This is a genomic window from uncultured Enterovirga sp. (genome assembly GCF_964242715.1).
GTDB lineage: Bacteria > Pseudomonadota > Alphaproteobacteria > Rhizobiales > Beijerinckiaceae > Enterovirga.
Map to the genome: position 1 here is coordinate 95,834 of NZ_CAXTAZ010000009.1, position 21,376 is coordinate 117,209.

The following is a 21,376-nucleotide window of genomic DNA, read 5'->3' on the forward strand; positions in this document are numbered from 1 at the left end:
CAGCTAGGCGGCGCACTTCAGCGTGCATCGAAGCCAGCCACCAGCTGCTTTGGCGCGACAGCACGCCATCGGCGCTTCAGGAACGGCGTCAAACTTGCCGCTTTCAGGGCGCCAATCCGGGCCAACACGATGGTGTACGCCGTCGTAGTGCGGCGTGACGTGGAAGACGCCCGGGTCGGCGGCTATCAGCATCTCGCGCTCCTCAACGGGCACGTCCGGCAGAACCAAGCTGTCGTCTTCTGGGCGCAAGCGCGTCAGCAGCTTGCCCCTGACTTTCAGGGCAGGCGTGCCAAAGGACGTCGAGACCTCCACCTCGGGCAGCGTCCGGGCAAGCGCCACCAGATCGTCCGAGGTCATCGGTCTGATTTCCGCACGTCTGACTTCTACTCTACGGCCTTCGTTGCGCCCGGCCGATCATCGCCAGCGCTCCTGAGTCGCGCTAGAAGCAGACTCGGGGTGCCCGGCGGAAACCGGACATACGTCAGGCTGCCGGCAATGACCGCTTTACCTCTGGTGCGCACGTAGCACCTGCCCGCCCTCAAACGTCGCAAATTGGGTCGGCGGTTCACATTCGGTCAGCATCGGCTCCCGTGCGACTTCTAGCAGAAACTTACCTTCCGAGAGCGACCGGTGCCGTCGTGTCGGCGATCCAGTCCACCACGGCCGACACTGACGCGGAGGAGGCATCATCAGAGCCCGCGGCTTGCTCAAGAATTGCCAGCTGACGGTCCGAGCTGGTCCCGTGCGCGACGATCTCTCGACTACGATCCAGTTCAGCTGTGCAGCCGAGCTCCGTCGCGTCTGGTTCGAGCTGATCCAGAAGTGCAGTCAGGTACTCGGAACACGCCACCGATGTGCCGCTCGCCTCGTCGATGAAGCTGGCCCGAACGCCGTCGCGTTGAGCCCGCCACAAATTTTCCGATACGATCGCGCGGGAGGCACCCGTGAGCCCCGCATTCAGCGTGGGTTCGCGGACAACCCAACGTACGAGACAGCGATACAGGGCCGCGACCGCGAGTGTATCCTCTAGCTTGGTGCAGCTGTCGGCGACTCGAAGCTCGAGGGTCGGGTAGCGGATCGAAGGCCGCAGGGTCCACCACAGGAAACTCGCATCCTTGATTGCGCCCGCGCTGACCATCGTCGCGACGAGCCGCTCGTACTCGTGCGCATCCCGAAATAGCTCCGGAAGGCCAGTCCGGGGCATCTCTCCCCAAACTGAGAGACGGTAGGCGGCTAAGCCCGTCGGCCGGCCCTGCCAGAAGGGCGAGGATGACGAGAGGGCGAGCAGGAGTGGCGTGTAGGGCAGGAGGCGGTTCATCAGATCGACCCGCCGGTCGGGATCGGGAACCTCGACATGGACGTGCATGCCGCACACGACGTTGCGACGGCCAAGCATCTGCATCTCTTCCGTGAGGGCCCGATAGCGCGCCTTCTCAGTCTTCTCCTGCTCGCTCCAGTGTGCCATCGGGTGTGTGCCCGATGCGAGCAGTCGGATCCCGTGCTCACGGCCGACAGCGGAAAGCTGCTCCCTCATGCTGCTCAGGACTAAACGAGCCTCCGCGAAGCTGGTGGTCGGCGGGGACGCAATTTCGACTTGAGACTGCAGCAGCTCGCGCTCGGCCTCGGGGAGGTCGCGATGGACGGCTGCGTGGAACGCATCGAGCGAGCGGCCAGGCGTGCCCCGCGTAATTGCGTCAGCCAGGAAGAACTCCTCCTCGATGCCGAATTGAAAGCTGCCGTTCATCACGAATCCTGTCCAGGAGGCCCATATGCCCCGAAGCCGCCCAATGCACGCCGCTGTCGGAAATCGGTAATGTAAGCGCAGCCGGCCTGCTTGGTTTCCCGCAAGATTGTTCATGGCCTGAACTGCAGCCACAAGCCGTCCCGAGCGGGTGTGGCGAACTCGGCTCGACCGACCTGGGCCGGCATCCTGCGACCTTGTAGCAGGGCGCCGATCTTCCGCTGGACTCGTGTCTGACCAGAGATTCCATGGAGGCCTGACCGGTCGCTGCCATTTTTCCCCTTGGACAACCCGGAGGCGGAGTTCGCTCTCATGCACCTCACTCGTCACGACGAATTGGTCTCGTCAGCCACCAAAGTCTTTGCCGCAATCGAGCTCAGTTCGACCTCCTGGGTGGTCGCGCTCCATGTTCCCGGCAGGCTGAAGATCAGCTTCGCGCCGATACTGTTGAAAAAGTCGATCGCGGCATCCGAGCGAGTCAGATCAAACGTCGAATGCCGGCGTCATGGAGAACAAGATTGTCGTCTAGCCTGCTCGGAGCGGGGCACGGTAGAACTTTATCCTCTTTAAGCGAGTGGTTGGCGAGCGGCGGAACACCCTCGCCGACTTTTTCAACGATATCGGCCGGAAGCGGACGGACCGCATTGGGGCAGAGATCGTCGAAAGCTGCCGTTCGGTCCGTACTGCCTCACCTTATAGGAACGTGGCTAGCTGCAGCCGACAAACCGCTCAGGGGCCGGCAAGCTACGAAGCGATCGTAGAAGGCTATCCCTTTCTTAGCTGCGAGCGGCCGAGGGCAGAATGCGTCACTCCGCGCCGCGCGACTGCGTGCGCTTGATCGCGGCGCCCTCGCAACGACGAATGCAGTGCGGTACAGCGACTTCCACCTCGCCGCATCTAGGAGATGACATGAGCAACCAGGATCAGCGTTTGCTATCGAGGGCCGGATTCTCCAGGCGAAGCGCGTTAGGCGGGCTCGGCGCGGGAGCCCTGTTCATGTCGGGCCCGCTCGGCGGACCGGCCTGGAGTCAGGCGGCGCCGGCCGCGACCGGGCTGATCACGAAGAAGCTGCCGAAGTCGGACGAGATGCTGCCGGCTATTGGCCTCGGCACCTACCTGACCTTCGACGTGTTGCCAGGCCGGCCACGCGGGCATCTCGGCGAGGTGATGAAGCGCTTCTGGGAGGGCGGCGGCCGCGTTGTCGACACGTCGCCGCTCTACGGCATGTCGGAGATCAGCGTCGGCGACTTCGCAACCGCGATGGGGATCAACAACGAGCTTTTCATAACCAACAAGGTCTGGACGACCGGCGAATTTCTCGGGGACGACAGCCATGCCCGGCGCAGCCTCGAGCAGTCGATGCAGAGGCTGTGGCGCGACAGGATCGACGTCATGCAGGTGCACAGCCTCGTCAACGTCGACATGATGGTTCCGCTCCTCAACGCCTGGAAAGCCGAGGGTCGGGTCCGCCATGTCGGCGTGACCCATCACGAGCTGCCCTATTTCGCTGCGCTGGCGCAGTGGGTCGAGCGCGGCCCAGTGGACTTCGTGCAGGTGCATTACTCCATCCACACGCGCCAGGCGGAGGAGCGCATCCTGAAGGCCGCGGCGGACCGGGGCATCGCCGTCCTCGTGAACATGCCTTTTGAGAAGGCGCGGCTCTTCAAGATCGTCGAAGGGCACACGATGCCCGACTTCGCTCGCGACTTCGCGGAGAACTGGGCTCAGTTCTTCCTCAAATGGGTCATCTCGCACCCGACCGTGATCTGCGCGATCCCCGCCACAACGAACCCTGACCACATGAGCGAGAACATCGGAGCGCTAAAGGGGCCGCTCCCCGATCCCGACATGCGTGTCCGCATGGTCCGGCACATGGAGACGATCCCCGGCTTCGAGGCGCTCGGGCAGATGCCGAGCTATCCTGGGAAGACGTTCGTCGGCGCCGTGCAACCGCCGCGGAGACCGGCCCAGCCGCCGGCGGGGCCGAGCCGGACCTAAGCGCGCCAACCCCCACGAGAGCCCAAGGCTCGTACGTCCGGGCGGGGCGCAGAGCCGCCTCGTCTTGGCCGAAAGCAGAAGGGCAGCTTTCGGTGAAGGATCGCGACATGCAGACGCGGTCTTGCCCATCGGGTCGGGGTAAGGCGACAAGCCAAAGACGGTGTCTACGGCATCCTAAGCGGGAATCTGCTCGCTGCTGGTAGGGTTCCGCGGCGCGACGCCGTTCTCTCGATTCCGAAAGTCGCTGAGGGCTTTGTAGACCTACAAGGCGCGCTCGCGTCACCGATCCGAGTGGCCGATGATCGGCGAGGCTGTGCGCCGGCCGGACATCTCGGCGTTGCAAGCTGATGACCACTCGAGTCCGCTGACGGCGCCTCGAGGTGGCTGCGGATGCGCCAATTGGCATTCGAAACGGCACGATCGGGTTCCGTTTCGCCTTTGTTGCGGTAACGGAAGAGGGTACCATCCCGGCAGATCGTTGCGAGGACATTTCATGCCGACACGTCGTTCCTTCCTGGCAGCCTCTGGCGGAGCGCTCGCTGCAGCAGCGGGAGGCGCGTCGGCGCAATCCACCGAGCCCTTTCGGATCGCATGCCTGACGCCGCTGACTGGCGCGGGCAGCACGTTCGGCCCAGGCATCGCCAAGGCAGTCGCGGCGGCAGTCGAGAGCATAAACCAGCAGGGCGGGGCGGCGGGGCGCCGTTTCGAGCTGTTTTCGGAGGACGATCAGACCCAGCCGCAGGCGGGCGTGCTCGCCGCCAAGAAGCTGATCGAGGTCAACAAGGTGCGGGCGATCGTCGGAGGCTGGAGCTCGAGCGTGAGCATGTCCATCATGCCGCTCACGAACGATGCCGACGTGATCTTCTCCCATGTATCCACGGCGCCGGAGCTTTCCGATCCGCGCAACAACAAGAAGTCGCTCGGCTTCCGCTTCCAGTCGCCGGCCTCGGTTTACGGCACGACCTATGCCGAGGTCTGTGCTCGCGAAGACTTCAAGCGCGTCGCCGTCATGGCCTTCAACAACGGTTCGGCGGTGGGAATCGCCGACGCCTTCGAGAAGGCCTGGGCCGCGCGTGGCAACAAGATCGTCGAGCGCGTGATCTACGAGCCGAACCAGACGAGCTATCGAGCCGAGCTGCAGAAGGTGCTCGCCGCGAGACCCGATTGCATTGCGACGGGCTCCTATCTCACTGACACCACCATCATCATGAAGGACTGGTTCCAGAGCGGGGCGACCAACAAGTGGCTCGCGCCGAGCTGGGCGATCAACAGCGACCTCGTGAAGGCCATCGGCAACGAGCCCTCGGAAGGCCTCCTGTCGATCACCACGGTCGCGAACGAGACGGCGCCCGCCTGGCGGACCTTCGACGAGATGTACCGTCGCGTGATGGGCGTGCCTGGCGAGACGAACAAGGACGCGGCCATGAACTGGGATGCGATCAACGTCATCGCGCTCGCGCTCGAAGCCGGAAAAGGCGCGGACGGAGCGGACCTCGCGCGCAACATCAAGCTTGTCACGGGACCGGAGGGCACCAAAGTCGGATCGTTTGCCGAAGGTCGAGACCTGCTGCGGCGCGGCGAGCGGATCAACTACGAAGGCGCCTCGTCGGCGGTCGATTTCGACGACAGGAACGACGTGGTCAGCGGCTATGCTCTCCAGGCCGTCGAAAAGGGACGCTTCGTGCGAAAGTATCTCGTCGGCCGCCCTGCCTGATCGGTTCGCCCGAGACGCTTACCAACGTTCGGTTTTTCGTGGATCTCTCCTCCTTCGCGCAACTCGCCATAAACGGCGTCGTGACGGGGCTGATCATCAGCCTCGGCGCGCTTGGGATCACGCTCGTCTTCGGCCTGGCGCGTTTCGCCAACGTGGCGGCCGGGGACATGGCGACGCTCGGCGCCTATGCGGCGCTGGTCGGGGCGTCCACGAGCGGCTCGATGACCTTCGGGGTCGGGGCGGCACTGGTGGCCACCGCGCTCGTCGGCGCCTGCCTGCATCTTGCTGTCTATCAGCGGCTGGAAGGCCGGCCGTCGATCGCCTTTCTGGTCTGCTCGATCGGCGTCGCCTTTCTGATCAGGTCGGTGGTCGGCTTCACGTTCGGACACGGGCAGAACGTCTACCCCGTTCCACTCACCCGCCCCTATATTTTCGGCGACGTGAGGATCGGTGTCGTGGACATGCAGGTGTTCCTCATGACGGTCGCGGCTTTGGCCGTCGCCTTCGGGATCCTGAGGTTCACGGCAATCGGTCGCGAGATGCGCGCCGTCGCCGACAGCATCGATCTGGCGCGGCTCTCCGGGATCAAGGCGCAACGCGTGATGATCGCCTTGTGGGCGCTCGTGGGATGTCTGTCCGCGGTTTCGGGCGTGGCGCTTGGGCTCAAGGCCGTGATCATTCCCGAGATCGGGTGGGAGACGCTCCTGCCGTCCTTCGCCGCCGCGATCCTGGGCGGCCTCGGATCGCCGGTCGGCGCCGTGGTGGCGGGCGTGGTGCTCGGGATCGTGCAGGAGATCTCCACGCCCATCCTCGGCTTTTCCTACAAGATCACCCTCGCGTTCTTCGTCATCCTGGCCGTGCTTCTCGTCCGGCCGAACGGACTTTTCGGAAAACGGGAGCTTGTCCGCTGAGCCCCGTGCGGGAGCGCTTCACGTGAGCTGCGCTTGAAATGGAAGCGTACGCCGTCGCAATCGGGATCGTGGCCCTGATATACGTCCTCATGGCGCTGGGTCTCACCCTCCAGTTCGGCCTTGCGGGGCTGATCAATTTCGGAGTCGTGGGGTTCTTCGCCGTCGGCGCCTATGCGAGCGCGCTTCTGACCCAGCTGGGGGGCTGGCCGCTGCCGGTCACCTTCTTCTGCGCGTCCCTGCTGGCGGGCGCCGTTGCCGTTCCGCTCGGGCTCGTCTCCTTGCGCCTACGCGACGATTACTTCGCAATCATTACCTTGGGCTTCTCCGAAACGGTTCGGATCGCGGCCTCGAGCGAAGTCTGGCTCACGGGAGGCGTGCGGGGCCTGGCCGGCGTGCCGCGCCTTTTTCAGGGTTGGGCGCCCGGCCGAGGCGCGCAACTCCTGACGCTTGCGCTCGCGGCAGCCGCGGCCCTCGTGACCGCGATCGTTGTCCAACGGATTGCGCGTTCGCCCTTTGGCCGCATCATCGAGGCAATCCGTGACAACGAGCCCGCCGTCGCCTCGATCGGCAAGGATCCGGCGATGTTCAAGGTGAAGGTGTTCGTGGTCGGAAGCATCGTCGTGGGTTTCGCGGGCGCGCTTTACGGGCATTATATCGGCTTCGTGGCGCCCGATCAGTTCGCCCCCATCGTGACCTTCTACGTCTGGGTCGCGGTCGTGCTCGGCGGCGTCGGTCGGGTCTCCGGCGCGATCGTGGGCACCGCGCTCCTGCTAATCCTGCTCGAAGGATCGCGCTTCGTCCGGGACGTGTTTCCGGCCGTGTCCGAGGTCGAGATGGCCTCGCTCCGTCTCGGCCTCGTCGGGCTCGCCCTGATCCTGCTGATGATCTACCGGCCGACGGGTCTCATGGGCGACTACTCGACCGACCGCAAATGACGCTGGAACTCGCATCGGTCAGCAAGAGCTTCGACGGGCTGCGCGTTTTGACGGACGTGTCCCTGAGCGTGCCGGAAGGCGGCGTCTTCGGCCTGATCGGCCCGAACGGGGCCGGCAAGTCGACGCTGTTCGCGCTAGTCACCGGCCACCAATCTCCGGATAGCGGGCAAATCGCCTATCGTGGCGAGAGCCTGGGACGGACCTCCGCCTCGCAGCGCGCCCGCAAGGGCCTGATCCGCACGTTCCAGGTCCCGCGCGAGTTCACCAACCTGACCGTCCGCGAGAACCTCATGGCGGCCGCGCCCGACCAGGCCGGGGAGGGGCTTCTGAACCTCTTCTTCCGCCCAGGCCTCGTAGCACGCGACGAGAGGCGGGTGGGGCAGGAGGCCGACGAGCGCCTCGCCTTTCTCCGCCTCGCGCATGTGGCCGACGTTCCGGCGGGGCGCCTGTCCGGCGGCCAGAAGAAGCTGCTCGAACTCGGCCGCGCCCTGATGGCCCGACCCACGATGATCCTGCTCGACGAGCCCTTCGCGGGCGTAAACCCCGTGCTCGTTGAGCAAATCATCGACCGCCTTCAGGCCCTGGCCGAGAGCGGCATCGGCCTCTTCGTTATCGAGCATAACCTGGAGGCGCTGGCGCGGCTCGTTCCCCGTATGGCAGTCCTTGACCGCGGCGTCGTCATTGCCGACGGGAGTCCGGCCAAGGTGCTGGCCGACGAGCGGGTGCGCGAAGCCTATCTCGGCGGAGGCCCGGCGTGACGGCCCTGCTCGAAATTTCGGACCTCCATGGCGGCTACGGCGATTCCGATATCCTGAACGGGATCGACCTGGAGGTCCGTCCCGCGGAGATCGTGACGGTCGCGGGCACAAACGGGGCCGGCAAGTCGACGCTCGCAAAGGCGATCGTCGGCCTTCTGCCCCGTCTCCGGGGAAGGATCGCCTTCCGGGGCGCTGACCTCGTCGGGCGCAGGACGGAGGCCTGCGTTCAACTGGGCATCGGCTTCGTGCCGCAGGTCGCGAACGTTTTCCCGTCGCTGACCGTCGCGGAGAACCTCCAGGTCGTCTCGGGCGCGCGCGACCGGAAGGCCAGGATGGCCGAGCTGCTCGCCACCTTCCCGGCGCTTGCCCCCAGACTGGGGCAGCGGGCGGGAAGCCTGTCCGGCGGGGAGCGCCAGCAGCTCGCCGTGGCGCGGGCGCTGATGCCGCGGCCCGCGCTGCTGATTATGGACGAGCCGACCGCGGCCCTGTCCCCCGCCCGCGTTTCCGCGGCCTTCGAGCTGATCCGGGATCTTCCGCGTCTCGGCGTCGCCGTTCTCCTCGTGGAGCAGCGGGCCCGTCAGGCTCTCGCGATCTCCGATCGCGGCTGCATTCTCGATGGTGGCAAGGTTGTCATGGCCAGTGAGGCGGCGACGCTGCTCACCGATGGGCGTGCGGCCGAACTTTACCTCGGCCAGGCCCGGCAGGAGGCCGCCGCTGCCTCCTGATAACCCGGCTTTGGTCCTTCATATCCGCACCGTCCTCGTGCCCCGATGGCCGATCTCGCCGGCCCTCGACGCACGCCTGCACGGTCGTGCGTCCTTCGAGTCCGGGCAGTGCCCGCACCTCAGAGTCCGGCCGAGACTAGGAAGGTCCCCCATCCTCACGCTGAGGTGCCGGCCTTTGGCCGGCCTCGAAGCACGCACAGGCGCCCTGCGTCCTTCGAGGCCTCGCTGCGCGAGGCACCTCAGGATGAGGAGGGAGAGAGTTCTCGGCCAGCCTCTCACGAAGAGGGGGGACGGGGCTCGCCTGCGGCCGACAGAGTGCAGATCATGGTGAGTTCCTGATGGACGGGCCGGAAACCGGCCGCTCGCGGCGGCGCGTCGAGGATCTCCGGTTCCTGACCGGAGCCGGGCGCTTCGTCGACGACCTCGTCGAGCCGGGGCAACTGTTCGGGTGCGTTCTGCGCTCTCCCGTCGCGCATGCCAGGATCGCGAGGCTCGACCTTTCGGCAGCTCTGGCCGCGTCAGAGGTACGGGCCGTGTTTACGCAAGCGGACCTTGATGCCGACGGCATCGGCCCGCTTCCCTGCAACGTCCAGGTCGCGACCGTGTCGCGCTTGCACGTCCCGCCGCGTCCCGCGCTCGCTGCGGGCCGCGTTCGGCATGTCGGCGATCCCGTCGCCTTCGTGGTCGCCGACAGCGCGGAAGCCGCCCGGGTTGCCGCGGAAGCGGCCGTCGTCGAATACGAGGATCTGCCGGCCGTCGTAGATCCCGTCGGGGCACTCGACCCGGCTGCGCCCCTGGTCTGGAACGACGCGCCGGGCAACCTCGCCTTCAGGTTCCGGAAGGGAGATCCTGTCGCCGTGGCGGCGGCCTTCGCAGATGCAACCACGATCGTCGAGCTCGCGCTCGAGAACAACCGTGTGGTCGTGGCGCCGCTCGAGCCGCGCGCCGCCATCGGCCGCTACGATGCGGCGGAAGCGTGCTTCGACCTCGTCCTGTCCGGACAGGCGGTCCACGATATCCGCCGGCAACTCGCCGAGGACGTGTTCAAGGTGCCGCTCGATCGGGTCCACCTCGTCGCACCCGACGTGGGCGGAGGGTTCGGGGCCAAGAACATCCTGTATCCGGAATTGGTCTTGGTCCTGTTCGCAGCCCGAAAACTGGGCCGGCCCGTGCGGTGGATTTCGGATCGCAGCGAGGACTTCCTGAGCTCGGCCCAGGGACGGAGCAACCACACCGTCGCCCGCCTGGGCTTAGATCGCGAGGGCCGCTTCCTCGCCCTCGATGTCTCGACCGTGGCCGACATGGGCGCCTACCTGTCCGCACTCGGGCCCGCCATCCCGACGAACTCCGCCTCCTCCGCCATGGCGGGCGTGTACGATATTCCCGCCGTGGCAATGGATGTCCGCGGGGTGTTCACGAACACCGTCCCGGTCGACGCCTATCGCGGAGCCGGGAAACCGGAGGCGAATTACGTCATCGAGCGCCTCGTCGACCTCGCGGCGCGGCGAACCGGCGTGACGCCCCTCGAGCTTCGGCGACGCAACATCATCTCGCACTTCCCCCATCGCAGCGCGCTTGGAATGCTCATCGAGAAAGGCGCGTTTGGTGGGAGCCTCGACGCGGCCCTGGCCGCCGCGGAGTTCGACGGCTTCGAGGCACGTCGGGCCGAGGCCAGGAACCGAGGGCGCCTTCGCGGGCTCGCCCTCGCCTGCTTCCTCGAAACGGCGCGTGGCCAGCCGGGCGAGTGGGCACGGGTGCAGTTCGAACGGGACGGCACCGTCACAATCCTGCTCGGCACCCAATCGAACGGCCAAGGGCACGAAACCAGCTTCCCGCAGATCGCAGCCGATCGTCTCGGCCTCCCGGTCGAGCGTTTTCGGTATGTCCAGGCGGATACCCGCAAGATTCCGAAAGGCGCCGGTCACGGGGGGGCGCGATCGCTGCATCAGGGCGGCTCGGCGCTTGTCTCGGCAATGGTCGCGACAGCGCGCAGCGCCGCCGCACAGCTGCTTCAGACCTCCGGGGAAGGGCTGTCCTTCGCGAAGGGACGTTTCACCACGAGCGACGGCCGAAGCGTATCCCTGGCAACGGTGGCAGAGGCAGCCGCCGACCCGGAGCAATTGTCGGAGGGCGATGGCGTCGGCCTCGGCGGAGAGGCCGACAACCCGCTAGATCTCGTCACCTTTCCGAACGGCTGCCACGTCGCCGAGGTCGAGATCGATCCCGAAACAGGGGACATCGTCCTTGCCCGCTATGTCGCCGTCGACGATTACGGGACGCTCATCAATCCCGTGCTGACGATCGGCCAGGTTCAGGGTGGGCTGGCCCAGGGGATCGGGCAGGCGATCCACGAGCGGACCGTCTACGAAGCGGGCTCCGGCCAGCTTCTCACCGCCTCCTTCATGGATTACGGCCTGCCGCGCGCGGCCGACCTCCCGAATTTCGACATCCGCTTCAATCCGGTGGCGAGCGCGTCCAATCCGCTCGGCGTGAAGGGGGCTGGCCAGGCGGGCTGCATCGGGGCGCCGCAGACCGTCGTGAATGCGATTCTGGACGCGTTGTTTCCACTCGGCATCGAAGCCTTCGATATGCCGGCGACTCCTGAGCGACTCTGGCGGGTCATCCAGAAGGCTATCCAGGCGCGGGGGGCCGGTTGAGCGCATACCTCGACGCCCTTCAATGCGCCCGCGACGCAGAGGCCGATTCGCTCCCTCGACCGCTCGCCCACATGGAGGCGTCTCTGGAACGCGCCGAGGAGCATCCTCTGGCGGAGATCGGCCGCTACACTGGCGAGGCCTTCGCGTACGTTAGATCAAACGTGGCGCTGCAGCGATTGGACGTGCGACGTCGCGTGCCGCGGTGGGTAGAGGGGTGGTCTGGCCGGGTGACCGGGCAGCACCTCCAGATCGACGAGAACGACCTGTGGATCGCCGCGCAAGCGGTCGAACGCAACCTTGTCGTCGTAACCGGCGATCGAGACTTTACGCAAGTCATCGCACCTGCGTTGCCTGAATTGAGAACGATGCCGGTGTAGCCGGAGTCGGCCGCGAACTCGGCCGTGCTCAAGCCCACGCCTGAGCCGGCCGGACGGAGAACGCTCGGCGAGCCTCGACGTCGTCGATGAACTCGTTCCAGAGCGTCCTGCCCAAGCGCTTCGACGCGAACGCGCCAGCCATCGCGACGACTGTTGCGCCAACGGAAGGTAGGGGTGGCCTGATTGTCCACTCGGTCGAAAGCCGCTCGTTGACGCGAAGGCAGCTGAGAATGAACTTACCCTCGCCGAGTGTTCAGGCGTCTCCTGAGTGCACCTTCCGGAGTGCGCCAGGAGCTGACTCTCGCTCTTTGCCGAAAAGCGGACGCCCTCGGCGTTGCAGCGGGACAGCACAGTCTTCTCAGATCGAGTGCCGCGAGCTCAGTCGAGGCCGAGCCGTTGAGCCGTATTGCGCAGATCGCTCATGCCTTCGAGCTCGCATGCGCGAAGGCCGGGATCGATCATCGAACCACGAAACCGAAAGCACCCTTGGACAAACGGCCAGGTCGAGCGGATGAACCGCACCATCAAGGACGCGACCGTCAAGCGCTTCCACTACGACGACCACGACCAGCTTCGGCACCACCTCACCGACTTCGTCTCGGCCTGCAACTCGGGCTCAGATTGAAGACGCTCAAGGGCCTCACACCCTATGAGTTCATCTGCAAACGCTGGACGACCGAACCCGAGCGGTCAATGATTAGCCCGCTCCAGCAATGGCCGGGACTAAACATCTATCGCTCCTGAACCGGCCCAACCTAAATCCATAAGTTGACTGGACCAGTCTATCGCTCGAGGTGAGATGCATCCGCCCGCTGCCATGTTAGGCGACGGGCGGATGAAGAGATTGGTGAATGGCCGCGACCACGACCGAGCCTTCGCCGACGCCCGAAGCAACGCGCTTGACAGAGCCGGATCGCACATCGCCCACAGCGAAGACCCCGGGGCGGGTGGTTGCAAACGGCGATGCGAGAGCACGTCCTTCCGCGTCATGACCGGTGTGCACGAAGCCCTTTGGGTCGAGCGCGAGGCAACCGCCCAGCCAACCTGTGTTAGGCTCCGCGCCTACCATGACGAAGACGTTGCCGACTGGATGCGTCTGGTCCTGTCCGCTGTCGCGGTGAGTCCACGTGACCTCCCTCAGTAGCTTGTCACCAGCGAGGGCTGTGATCTCGCTCCTCACGTGGAGCGTGACACGGGGCGACGACTCGATCCGCCGCACGAGGTAGTCCGACATCGTTGACGCAAGCCCATTCGCCCGAACAAGCAGATGGACATGCGAGACGGTTCGCGAGAGGAAGACCGCTGCTTGGCCGGCCGAGTTGCCGCCGCCGACCACCACCACGTTCTCGTCGGAGCAGAGTTGGGCTTCCATGGCGGTCGCGGCATAGTGGATGCCCTGGCCCTCGTACTTGGCGTAATCCCGCACGTCGAGCTTGCGGTAGCGAGCGCCTGTCGCGATCACGACAGTGCAGCCTTGCACCTCCTGACCGTCGTCGAGGGTAATGCGGTAGGGAAGCCTGTCGCAGTCGAGCGCCACGGCGTGGCGAGATATCGCGAGACGAGCCCCAAACTTCTGGGCCTGCACCTGCGCGCGTGCTGCTAGCGCCTGGCCTGAGATGCCAGTCGGGAATCCGAGGTAATTCTCGATCTTCGAACTTGTGGCAGCTTGCCCGCCAGGTGCCACGCCCTCGACGACAATAGTTTCTAGTCCCTCCGAGGCGCCATACACGGCCGCCGCGAGGCCCGCGGGCCCTGCCCCGACGACGATGAGGTCGTAGACGCGAGTCGGATCAAGGTTTTCAGTGAGCCCCAACTCGTCTGCGAGGCCTGTCGAAGAGGGATTATAGAGCACGCGCTCGTCCGGGGAGATGACCACGGGCAGCTGGTCGGGCGCCAGCTGAAAGCAGGAAAGCAGGCCTTCGGCGGACGGGTCCGTGTCGGTGTCGAGGAGCCGATGAGGATAGGCGTTGCGCGTGAGAAAGCGCTGAAGGCGGAGCGTGTCCCCGCTATGCCCTGGGCCGATCAGCACCACGCCGCCCTGCGCGTGACGGACCAGCCCGACACGTCTCAAGATGAAGGCGCGCATGATGACTTCGCCGATGTCTGGCTCGCCGGTGACAAGGCGCTTGAAGTCGGCTCGCCTCACCCGAACGACGATCGTATCGAGGCCCGCCCGAGCCGAGACGAGGATCTGACGGTCATTGAAGAGATCGAGTTCTCCGGTGAATTGTCCAGACCGATGGACCGTTATGGCCTGCGTCCGGCCCTGCTTGTCCATGTCAAAAATCTCGATCGTGCCGCTCACGACGAGAAAGAAGTCCGCGCTGCGCTGACCACGCTTGAACAACAGGGCTCCGACTTCGAGTCGCTCCTCCTTTCCGTAAGCATTCAGGCGCGTCACCATGTTGTCGGACAACACGGGAAAGGTTTGCGCGTCCCGGATATACGGATCGGTCGGATCTGGTTCGATGTCCTGTAGGCGACGCCTTTGCTGTCCCATAGTTTTACCGCCTTTATCTCCGGGCGCTCAGGCGAGCTCCCTGGTCACCAGCCTCGGGTCGACCCGCGACAGCCATCTTCGGGTCTGAAGTGCCGCAAGTTTCGTGTTACCGCTTGACCAAGGATTTGCGAAGCCAGGTGGCTGCTCGCGAGACGTCCTCTTGCGACAGGCCGTGTCCGCCAGCCATGACTTGATGTTCCACGTTCGCGCCAGAGGCCTTGAACAGCGTGGCGAGGCGGCGCGCGTTGTCGGCCGGCACGATGGGGTCGCCCGCGCCGGACAGGATCAGGACCGGCTTACCGATCAGGTCCGCCTTCGGCGGATCGGCGAGCGGGACCATGGCGCGCAACAACGCCGCCCCGGCGAGCACATCCGGCCGGAGCAGGAGAATGGCTGCGGCGATATTTGCCCCATTCGAGAACCCGACCGCGATCGGCGCCGACAGCCCGTAGGCTTCGCGCACTTGCAGGACGAAATCAGCCAGGTCGTGCGCACGCCGTCGAACGTCCGCCTCGTCGAACACCCCTTCGGTGAGCCGGCGGAAGAACCGCGGCATCCCGTTCTCCAGCACCTGGCCGCGCGGCGAGATCAGCGCCGCTCCCGGCGCGACGGCTCGCCCGAGCGCAAGAAGGTCGTGTTCGTCGCCCCCCGTGCCGTGCAGAAGCAGAAGCGCCGGCTGTCCCGCAAGAGAGGCGGGCTCGAAGCGGTGGACATAGGACAGGGCCGTCGCGGTGCTCATGGCAGTCTCGTGGGGTTCGGGTCTCGGGATGTCGGTCACGCGATCTCCGGGAGGGCGGCTTTGATCTGAGCCCGGCGGGGTTCGAGGCCCAGCGGCAGCTTCAACGCGCGCCCAAGCGCGTCCGGCGCCTCGTCCACTGAGAAACCGGGGATGTCGGTCGCGATCTCGAACAACACGCCCCCCGGCTCTCGAAAGTAGACGGACCGGAAATAGCTGCGGTCCTTCTGCTCCGTCGTGACGACGCCGTGGCCAGCGGCCAACCTCTCGACCATGCCCGCTTGTGCTGCGTCGTCCGCCGCCCGGAATGCGACGTGGTGCACCGAGCCGCCGCCCGGCCGGCCTTGGAGGAAGTCGCCGACCCCGCGCAATTGCACGATCCCGCCCTGGGCCGCGCCGCTGTCGAAACGAAGGAGGGAGCCCTCGCGCCCAATCTCGGCAAAACCGAATATGTCCGATAGGATCGCGCCGGTCGGGGCGACATCGCGCAACATGAGCGTGACGCCGTGGAAGCCAAGAATCGCGTGCTCGGCCGAGATGCCGCCTTCGGGCCAAGCGAGCCGGGGAGGATCGGTGACGCCGATCAGGGCAAGGTGCATCCCATCGGGATCGCGGAAGGGCAGCACGGTCTCGCCGAATACCTTGGTCGGCGCCTCGTGTGCGACCCCTTCGGCGACGAAGCGGTGCGTCCACCAGCCGATCGAGGAGAGTGGCACCTTGAATGCCGTCTCGGACGTCTCGCCGACCCCGATCCGCCCGGGCGCGACATGCTCCCACGGAAAGAAGGTCAGGATTGTCCCCGGTCGCCCGAACTCGTCCCCGTAGTAGAGGTGGTAGGTTTCGGGGTCGTCGAAGTTGACGGTCTTCTTGACGAGCCGCAGCCCGAGCACCCGAGTGTAGAAATCGAGGTTGCGGCGCGCCGGCCCGGCGATCGCCGTCACGTGATGGATGCCATTCGCACTCATCTGGCTTTCCTTCGAAGCAGCAGCTTCTATGTTGCTCCAAGACGTAGCTCTCGACCTGACGGTTTGCACCGGGCGCGCCATTGCGCTGACGCACGGGCGATGTTGCGTGCATCTCGACCTTCAGAACCGAATCTGGATTGCTGCGCCGGCGGAATGGACGGTCTGTGACGGGCCGGTCTCGGCGATGCGCCTGGCGAGAGGCACGACCTGCTCACCGAGTAGGATCTCCGCGAGTCCCACCAGCGCGATGGCCGGCGGCGCCGGCGATCGAACGTTGAGCAGCGCGTAGATGACGCCCAAGAGCAGCCCGACGCTCAGCGCCATCAGATGGGGCCTGAGATCGGCCACGCCCTACTCCTATGCGTAAGCGGCGCTGCGGTTGCGCGACGGTGGCGTTTACTCGGCGGCGACCGCCTCCAGCTTCGGCTCGCGGGAGACGGGTTCGGCGTGTACCGGCTCCAGCCTTGGCCCGTGCGAGGCGCGCTCTGCCGCCCCATGAACAATGGTGTAGGCGTAGTCGACGCCCATGCCGTATGCGCCCGAATGCTCCCGCACGATGGCCATCACGGCGTCGTACGTCCCCTTGTGGGCCCAGTCGCGCTGCCATTCGAGCATGACCTGCTGCCAGCTGACGGGCACGATCCCGGCCTGAATCATGCGAAGCATAGAATAGTCGTGCGCGGCCTTGCTCGTCCCGCCCGAGGCGTCCTCGACCATGTAGATCTCGTAACCGCCCTCCAGCATCGCCGACAGCGCGAACGAGTTGTTGCAGACCTCGGTCCAGAGTCCCGACACGACCACCTTCTTGCGCCCGGCTTTCGCGAGCGCGTCGCGCACCTTCTGGTCGTCCCATGAGTTCATCGAGGTCCGTTCGAGGATGGGCTGATCCGGGAAAACTGCGAGTAGTTCGGGATAGGTATGGCCCGAGAAGCTCAGCGTCTCGACCGTGGTGATCGTGGCGGGAACACCGAACACCTTCGCGGCCTTGGCGAGCGCGACCACGTTGTTCTTCAAGACCTGACGGTCGATCGACTGCACTCCGAAGGCCATCTGCGGCTGCTGGTCGATGAAGATCACTTGGCAGTTCTGCGGCGAAAGTTGCTCGAGCTTGGGATCAGACATCGTGGGCTCCTGTGGTTGGATGAGGAGCGCTTCGACCGAGAGGCGCCCGGGAGATGCGGTAGACGTCCAGCGGACCGCGGCTGGAAAGCCGCAACCCTTGGATCCTGGTTCAGGATTGCAGAAAAGTGAGCAAGTCCGGGTTGATCACGTCTGCATGGGTGGTGAGCATCCCGTGCGGATAACCTTTGTAGACCTTGAGCGTGCCGTTCTTCAGCAGCTTGACCGACTTCAGCGCGGCGTTCGCGATAGGCACGATTTGATCATCGTCGCCGTGCATCACCAGCGTTGGCACTGTGATCGTTCGCAGATCCTCGGTCTGGTCAATCTCCGAAAAAGCCTTGATCCCGTCGTAGTGAGCTTTGGCGCCGCCCGTCATGCCCTGTCGCCACCAGTTCTGGATGACGCCCTGATCGACCCTGGCACCCTCGCGGTTGAAGCCGTAGAAGGGACCCGATGCCACGTCGAGGTAGAGCTGCGCTCGATTGTCGGCTACCCCCTTGCGAAAGCTTTCGAATACCTCGATGGGCACGCCTTCTGGATTGTTCGTAGTCTTAAGCATTAGCGGCGGAATCGCGCTGACCAGCACTGCCTTATCGACGCGGCCGCTCGGCTGGCCGTGTTTCGCGACATAACGGGCGACTTCGCCGCCGCCCGTCGAGTGGCCGATGTGGACGGCGTTCCTCAAGTCGAGATGTTCGACCACTGCGAACGCGTCGGCCGCGTAGTGATCCATATCGTGGCCGTCGCTGACTTGAGCAGAGCGACCGTGGCCGCGTCGATCATGGGCGACGACGCGAAAGCCCTTTTGGAGGAAGAAGAGCATCTGCGTGTCCCAGTCGTCGGACGAGAGGGGCCACCCATGGTGAAACACGATCGGCCGGCCGTCTTTCGGACCCCAGTCCTTGTAGTAGATGTCGACGTCGTCGCGTTGGATGAAAGGCAAGGCCGTGATCTCCTGCGCCGCTAAGCGGTGAGTGATGAGACGATTGCATCGCTGCAGAGCCCACTCTCCGGGCCGCCAACACCCGCGCCAGCGAACTCTCCAATGTTGTCGCCGTGATGAGTAGCGAGCCCGGGAGGATCACGGCCACTATACTGTTGGATCGTCGCCCCGAACGGTAGGTCGTTGGAGCTGAGTCGCGCCGTCTGCCCGCGTGGAGAAGGCCGAAGCCAAACACGCTAGCAACCGTTCCGGGTCTAGGGGTTTTGACAAGTAGCAGCACACTCCCGCCTGCAGCGCTCGCGCGCGCGTCGTCTCGTCTGGATAGGCTGTGACGAGAACGGTCGGGATGGCCCGAGCCGACGCATTGATGCGGGCGCACAGATCGAGGCCGCTCATTCCGGGCAACCTGAAATCCGCGATGACGCACGAAACCCGCGTCAGATCGCCAGATCCGAGGAACTCGGAGGCGTCACGGAAGCCCGCGGCCACGAAACCAAGCGCCCTGAGGAGGTCCATGATGGACTCGCGGGCCGCCTCGTCATCGTCGACAACGGCGATGACCTCGTCCGCGGACATGCCGCCCATTCCGTTCCTGTGACAACGATGCCGGGCGACCCGCCGGGCGCTGGAGAAGCCGGTTTCAGCCCAGAATCGGGGTAGCAGGCGGTGAGGACAACTATGCTTTCGTGTCGGCGAACTAACGCCTTGTGGTATCGGCGGCCAACCGGTCGGCGATCCGGACAAGATCGGCCAGCGACCGTGCCTGGAGCTTCTGCATGACCTGCGCTCGGTGAACCTTGACCGTTACCTCACTCAGGTTCAGGTCGCCGGCGATCTGCTTGTTCATCCGGCCATCGGCGACGAGCGTCAGGATCTCCCTCTCGCGTGCCGTCAGGGCAGCGAAGCGGTCCCGCAACACCGCGACCACGTCCGCTTCCGCGCGGCGCTTGCGGTCGAGTTCTATGGCCCGGTGAACAGCATCCAGCAGATCCTGATCACGGAACGGTTTCGTCAGGAACTCTACGGCGCCCGCCTTCATCGCGGCCACTGACATGGGTACGTCGCCGTGGGCGGTGATGAAGATGATGGGAGGCGGGCTGTCCGACAGTGCCAGCCGACGTTGGAACTCGAGCCCGCTCGATCCCGGCAGCCTCACATCGAGGATGAGGCAGTTCGGCACATCTCGCCGGTCCGATGCGAGGAAGGCTTGCGTCGTTTCGAAGGCGTGGACCGCGAGGCCCACAGAGCGAAGGAGGCTGTCCAGGGACTCGCGAACAGACGGGTCGTCATCGACTACGAAGACCAGGGGTGCCTCGCCGCTCATCAGATCGGTTTTCCCGCTTCCGGCAGGGAAAACCGAAAGCACGCCCCGTGCGGGACGTTCGCCGCAGTCCACAGGCGACCGCCATGCGCCTCGACGGCCGAGCGGCAGAACATCAAGCCCATCCCCATCCCGTCGGGCTTCGTCGTGAAGAATGGCGCGAAGATATCGTCCTCATGCGCCGGGTCCAGCCCTGTTCCTGTGTCCTCGATCGAGACCAGGATCTCGCCGCTGTCGTGTCTCTTGGACGTCACTCGCAGCACCCGCCGCCGCCCCGTGACGGGTCTCATAGCCTCGATGGCATTGTCCACCAGGTTCGAGACGACCTGATGAAGTTGCACGGGGTTCCCGATGACAGGCGGCAGGTCCGCTTCCAGATCGGCTTCCAGCAAGATCCCCGCAAGCCTGAGTTCGCCCTCGCTGGCCTCGACCACCTCTTCGATCCGGGAGTTCAGGTTCAGCGGAACACGCTCCTGAGCCCCTTTCGTGAACATCGTCCGAATGCTGTCGATCACCTTGCTGGCGCGATGACCGTCGCGGACGATGCGCCGGAAAGCGGCTTTGGCCTCCTCCGGCTGCGGACTGTCTTTGGCAAGCCACCGCAATCCGGCATCGGCGTTGGTGACCATGCTGGCGAGCGGCTGCTTAACCTCGTGCGCGATCGACGCGGACAAAGCCTCCATGGCCGTTAGGCGGTTGGCTCGCGACCGACGCTCGGCAAAGGCCAAATGGGCAAGCCGGGCATAAAGGGTCGTCGTTTCCAAAACTAGGACAAGTAGGACGACGCTCGCGGACACCAGTCCGCACAGCCGCCCCGCCCACCAACCGACGCTCAGCCGCATCCCGGCGCTGACATACGATAGTAGGACGATCTCGATCAGCAATGTGAACAGGACGACGACGAGCCAGAGATCGAGGATTGATCGCCGGCGCGCAAATAGGAGTATCGCTCCAGTAGCGTAGAACAGAATCGCCACTGGTGGAACAAAGTACCAGACCGCAGCGGCGTTTCTCGCATCTTTCATCAGCGTCGGCAGCAAATTGTCACCGATGATGATGAGCCATGTCACTCCGAAAGCGAGTGTGGCAACCCCGGTCACCGTGCCGGCGATGGTCCACCGAGCCGAGCCACGCAGGGGCTCCCGATCTCTCAGCAGAGCATAGGCGAGCACAAAGAGCGGGTAGCCGAGGCGTCGGAGCGCCGCGATCGCAGCCGTGGTTTGGAGCCCCTCGCTGACTCCCCAGGCAGGGAAGACGCCGGGAAACGTCAACGCCCATGGGATCACCGTCAACGCTGAGAACAAATATCCAGCCGCGAGGACGAGCACGGCACGCGACCGCTCGACGGAGAAGAGAGCCAGCAGAAGCGCAGAGGTGATCAACTCGTTCACGAAGATCGCAGCCGCGTAGGCGGGCAGCAGCACCTCCGTATTCGCGAGAGGCTCGCGCGCGAACGGCGCAGCGATCACGAGTACGAGGAGCAGGCCAGCAATCAGGAAGGTCGCTTGCCGAACCTGGTCTTGAGGCGCGGGAATCCCCGACACGAGAAGCGGACGGCTGCCCTGGGTGACCCTTGCTGATCTCACATGCCCTAGCCCGAGCAGCTGTCAGCCTCATCGAGCGGACAAGTCGCAGCGTATTCCAGGTTTCTGAAGGGTGCCACCGGGCGCGACGACGATCCGAGCGATCTCGGGCCGTAGCGCGAGCGCGCCCTCGAAGCACCTGAACGGAATGTCCGCTTCAGAGCATCAATGATGGTCGATTGTACGTCGCGGATGGGAGCGAAGCGGAAGCGGGAGCTTCGGAACGCTCATGTCCGCTTTCCACCCGACTCGGACGGAGCTGACCGTTGGCGGTCCGCTTCCTAGTCGCGCCAACAGCGAACTCAAGATTCCTACCCGACTCCGGACGTTGGCCGCCTCGACACGGCAGCTGCCGCGGCATGGTCAGTGAGGCGAGCGCAACTCGGGTGT

At 65.1% G+C, this 21,376-nt stretch carries 19 protein-coding genes and 1 pseudogene; 9 read left to right on the plus strand and 11 right to left on the minus strand.

The genetic code is table 11. The features are described 5' to 3' along the window. Positions 1-3: 3 nt before the first annotated feature. Together ACFE87_RS07165 and ACFE87_RS07170 are read right to left on the minus strand one after the other, a co-directional pair. On the minus strand, positions 4-357 hold the full coding sequence (locus tag ACFE87_RS07165) for a hypothetical protein (protein WP_375458940.1): 354 nt from the start codon (positions 355-357) through the stop codon (positions 4-6). Between the two features lie 253 nt (positions 358-610). Further along, on the minus strand, positions 611-1,744 hold the full coding sequence (locus ACFE87_RS07170) for a carboxylate-amine ligase (RefSeq protein WP_375458941.1): 1,134 nt from the start codon (positions 1,742-1,744) through the stop codon (positions 611-613). 906 nt (positions 1,745-2,650) lie between these two features. On the opposite strand from ACFE87_RS07170, the gene ACFE87_RS07175 reads away from it, so the two are divergent. The 9 genes and pseudogenes from ACFE87_RS07175 to ACFE87_RS07215 form a co-directional block, all read left to right on the plus strand. After that, complete coding sequence (locus ACFE87_RS07175; protein ID WP_375458942.1) at positions 2,651-3,739, plus strand: aldo/keto reductase; 1,089 nt, start codon at positions 2,651-2,653, stop codon at positions 3,737-3,739. A gap of 493 nt (positions 3,740-4,232) precedes the next feature. Beyond that, on the plus strand, positions 4,233-5,453 hold the full coding sequence (locus ACFE87_RS07180) for an ABC transporter substrate-binding protein (RefSeq protein WP_375458943.1): 1,221 nt from the start codon (positions 4,233-4,235) through the stop codon (positions 5,451-5,453). 38 nt (positions 5,454-5,491) lie between these two features. Continuing rightward, entirely contained in the window at positions 5,492-6,364 is an 873-nt protein-coding gene (locus ACFE87_RS07185; protein WP_375458944.1) for a branched-chain amino acid ABC transporter permease, read from the plus strand. Positions 6,365-6,402: 38 nt separating this feature from the next. Continuing rightward, positions 6,403-7,299 (plus strand): branched-chain amino acid ABC transporter permease, encoded by an 897-nt coding sequence (locus ACFE87_RS07190; protein WP_375458945.1) that lies wholly within the window; start codon positions 6,403-6,405, stop codon positions 7,297-7,299. Next, positions 7,296-8,057 carry an ABC transporter ATP-binding protein gene (locus tag ACFE87_RS07195; RefSeq protein WP_375458946.1) on the plus strand — a complete coding sequence of 254 codons (762 nt, stop codon included), beginning with the start codon at positions 7,296-7,298 and terminating at the stop codon, positions 8,055-8,057. The genes ACFE87_RS07190 and ACFE87_RS07195 overlap by 4 nt, the downstream gene beginning before the upstream one ends. Beyond that, positions 8,054-8,782, plus strand: coding sequence for an ABC transporter ATP-binding protein (locus ACFE87_RS07200; protein WP_375458947.1), 729 nt, complete (start codon positions 8,054-8,056; stop codon positions 8,780-8,782). Before ACFE87_RS07195 ends, ACFE87_RS07200 begins: the two co-directional genes overlap by 4 nt. Before the next feature lie 338 nt (positions 8,783-9,120). Next, positions 9,121-11,439, plus strand: a complete 2,319-nt coding sequence (locus tag ACFE87_RS07205; protein WP_375458948.1) for a xanthine dehydrogenase family protein molybdopterin-binding subunit — start codon at positions 9,121-9,123, stop codon at positions 11,437-11,439. Continuing rightward, positions 11,436-11,816: a PIN domain-containing protein gene (locus ACFE87_RS07210; protein ID WP_375458949.1), complete on the plus strand. Its 381-nt coding sequence runs from the start codon at positions 11,436-11,438 to the stop codon at positions 11,814-11,816. The genes ACFE87_RS07205 and ACFE87_RS07210 overlap by 4 nt, the downstream gene beginning before the upstream one ends. Before the next feature lie 420 nt (positions 11,817-12,236). Next, positions 12,237-12,560: pseudogene (locus ACFE87_RS07215) on the plus strand (integrase core domain-containing protein); the annotation flags it as partial. 76 nt (positions 12,561-12,636) lie between these two features. Here the strand turns inward: ACFE87_RS07215 and ACFE87_RS07220 are convergent. The 9 genes from ACFE87_RS07220 to ACFE87_RS07260 all read right to left on the minus strand — a co-directional run bounded on the left by ACFE87_RS07220 (position 12,637) and on the right by ACFE87_RS07260 (position 20,947). Then, positions 12,637-14,235, minus strand: coding sequence for an FAD-dependent oxidoreductase (locus tag ACFE87_RS07220; protein WP_375458950.1), 1,599 nt, complete (start codon positions 14,233-14,235; stop codon positions 12,637-12,639). A gap of 187 nt (positions 14,236-14,422) precedes the next feature. Beyond that, a complete protein-coding gene (locus tag ACFE87_RS07225) occupies positions 14,423-15,055 on the minus strand; it encodes an alpha/beta hydrolase (RefSeq protein WP_375458951.1) in 633 nt (210 codons plus the stop codon). A gap of 35 nt (positions 15,056-15,090) precedes the next feature. After that, positions 15,091-16,017, minus strand: a complete 927-nt coding sequence (locus tag ACFE87_RS07230) for a ring-cleaving dioxygenase (protein WP_375458952.1) — start codon at positions 16,015-16,017, stop codon at positions 15,091-15,093. Positions 16,018-16,137: 120 nt separating this feature from the next. Then, the gene (locus ACFE87_RS07235; RefSeq protein ID WP_375458953.1) at positions 16,138-16,365 is read right to left on the minus strand and encodes a DUF1427 family protein; all 228 of its coding nucleotides are present in this window, start codon (positions 16,363-16,365) and stop codon (positions 16,138-16,140) included. A gap of 48 nt (positions 16,366-16,413) precedes the next feature. Beyond that, complete coding sequence (locus ACFE87_RS07240; RefSeq protein ID WP_375458954.1) at positions 16,414-17,139, minus strand: hydrolase; 726 nt, start codon at positions 17,137-17,139, stop codon at positions 16,414-16,416. A gap of 109 nt (positions 17,140-17,248) precedes the next feature. Continuing rightward, positions 17,249-18,082, minus strand: a complete 834-nt coding sequence (locus ACFE87_RS07245; RefSeq protein WP_375458955.1) for an alpha/beta fold hydrolase — start codon at positions 18,080-18,082, stop codon at positions 17,249-17,251. Between the two features lie 147 nt (positions 18,083-18,229). Next, complete coding sequence (locus ACFE87_RS07250; protein ID WP_375458956.1) at positions 18,230-18,658, minus strand: response regulator transcription factor; 429 nt, start codon at positions 18,656-18,658, stop codon at positions 18,230-18,232. Between the two features lie 121 nt (positions 18,659-18,779). After that, complete coding sequence (locus ACFE87_RS07255) at positions 18,780-19,406, minus strand: response regulator transcription factor (RefSeq protein WP_375458957.1); 627 nt, start codon at positions 19,404-19,406, stop codon at positions 18,780-18,782. Next, a complete protein-coding gene (locus tag ACFE87_RS07260) occupies positions 19,406-20,947 on the minus strand; it encodes an ATP-binding protein (protein WP_375458958.1) in 1,542 nt (513 codons plus the stop codon). The genes ACFE87_RS07255 and ACFE87_RS07260 overlap by 1 nt, the downstream gene beginning before the upstream one ends. Positions 20,948-21,376: the final 429 nt, after the last annotated feature.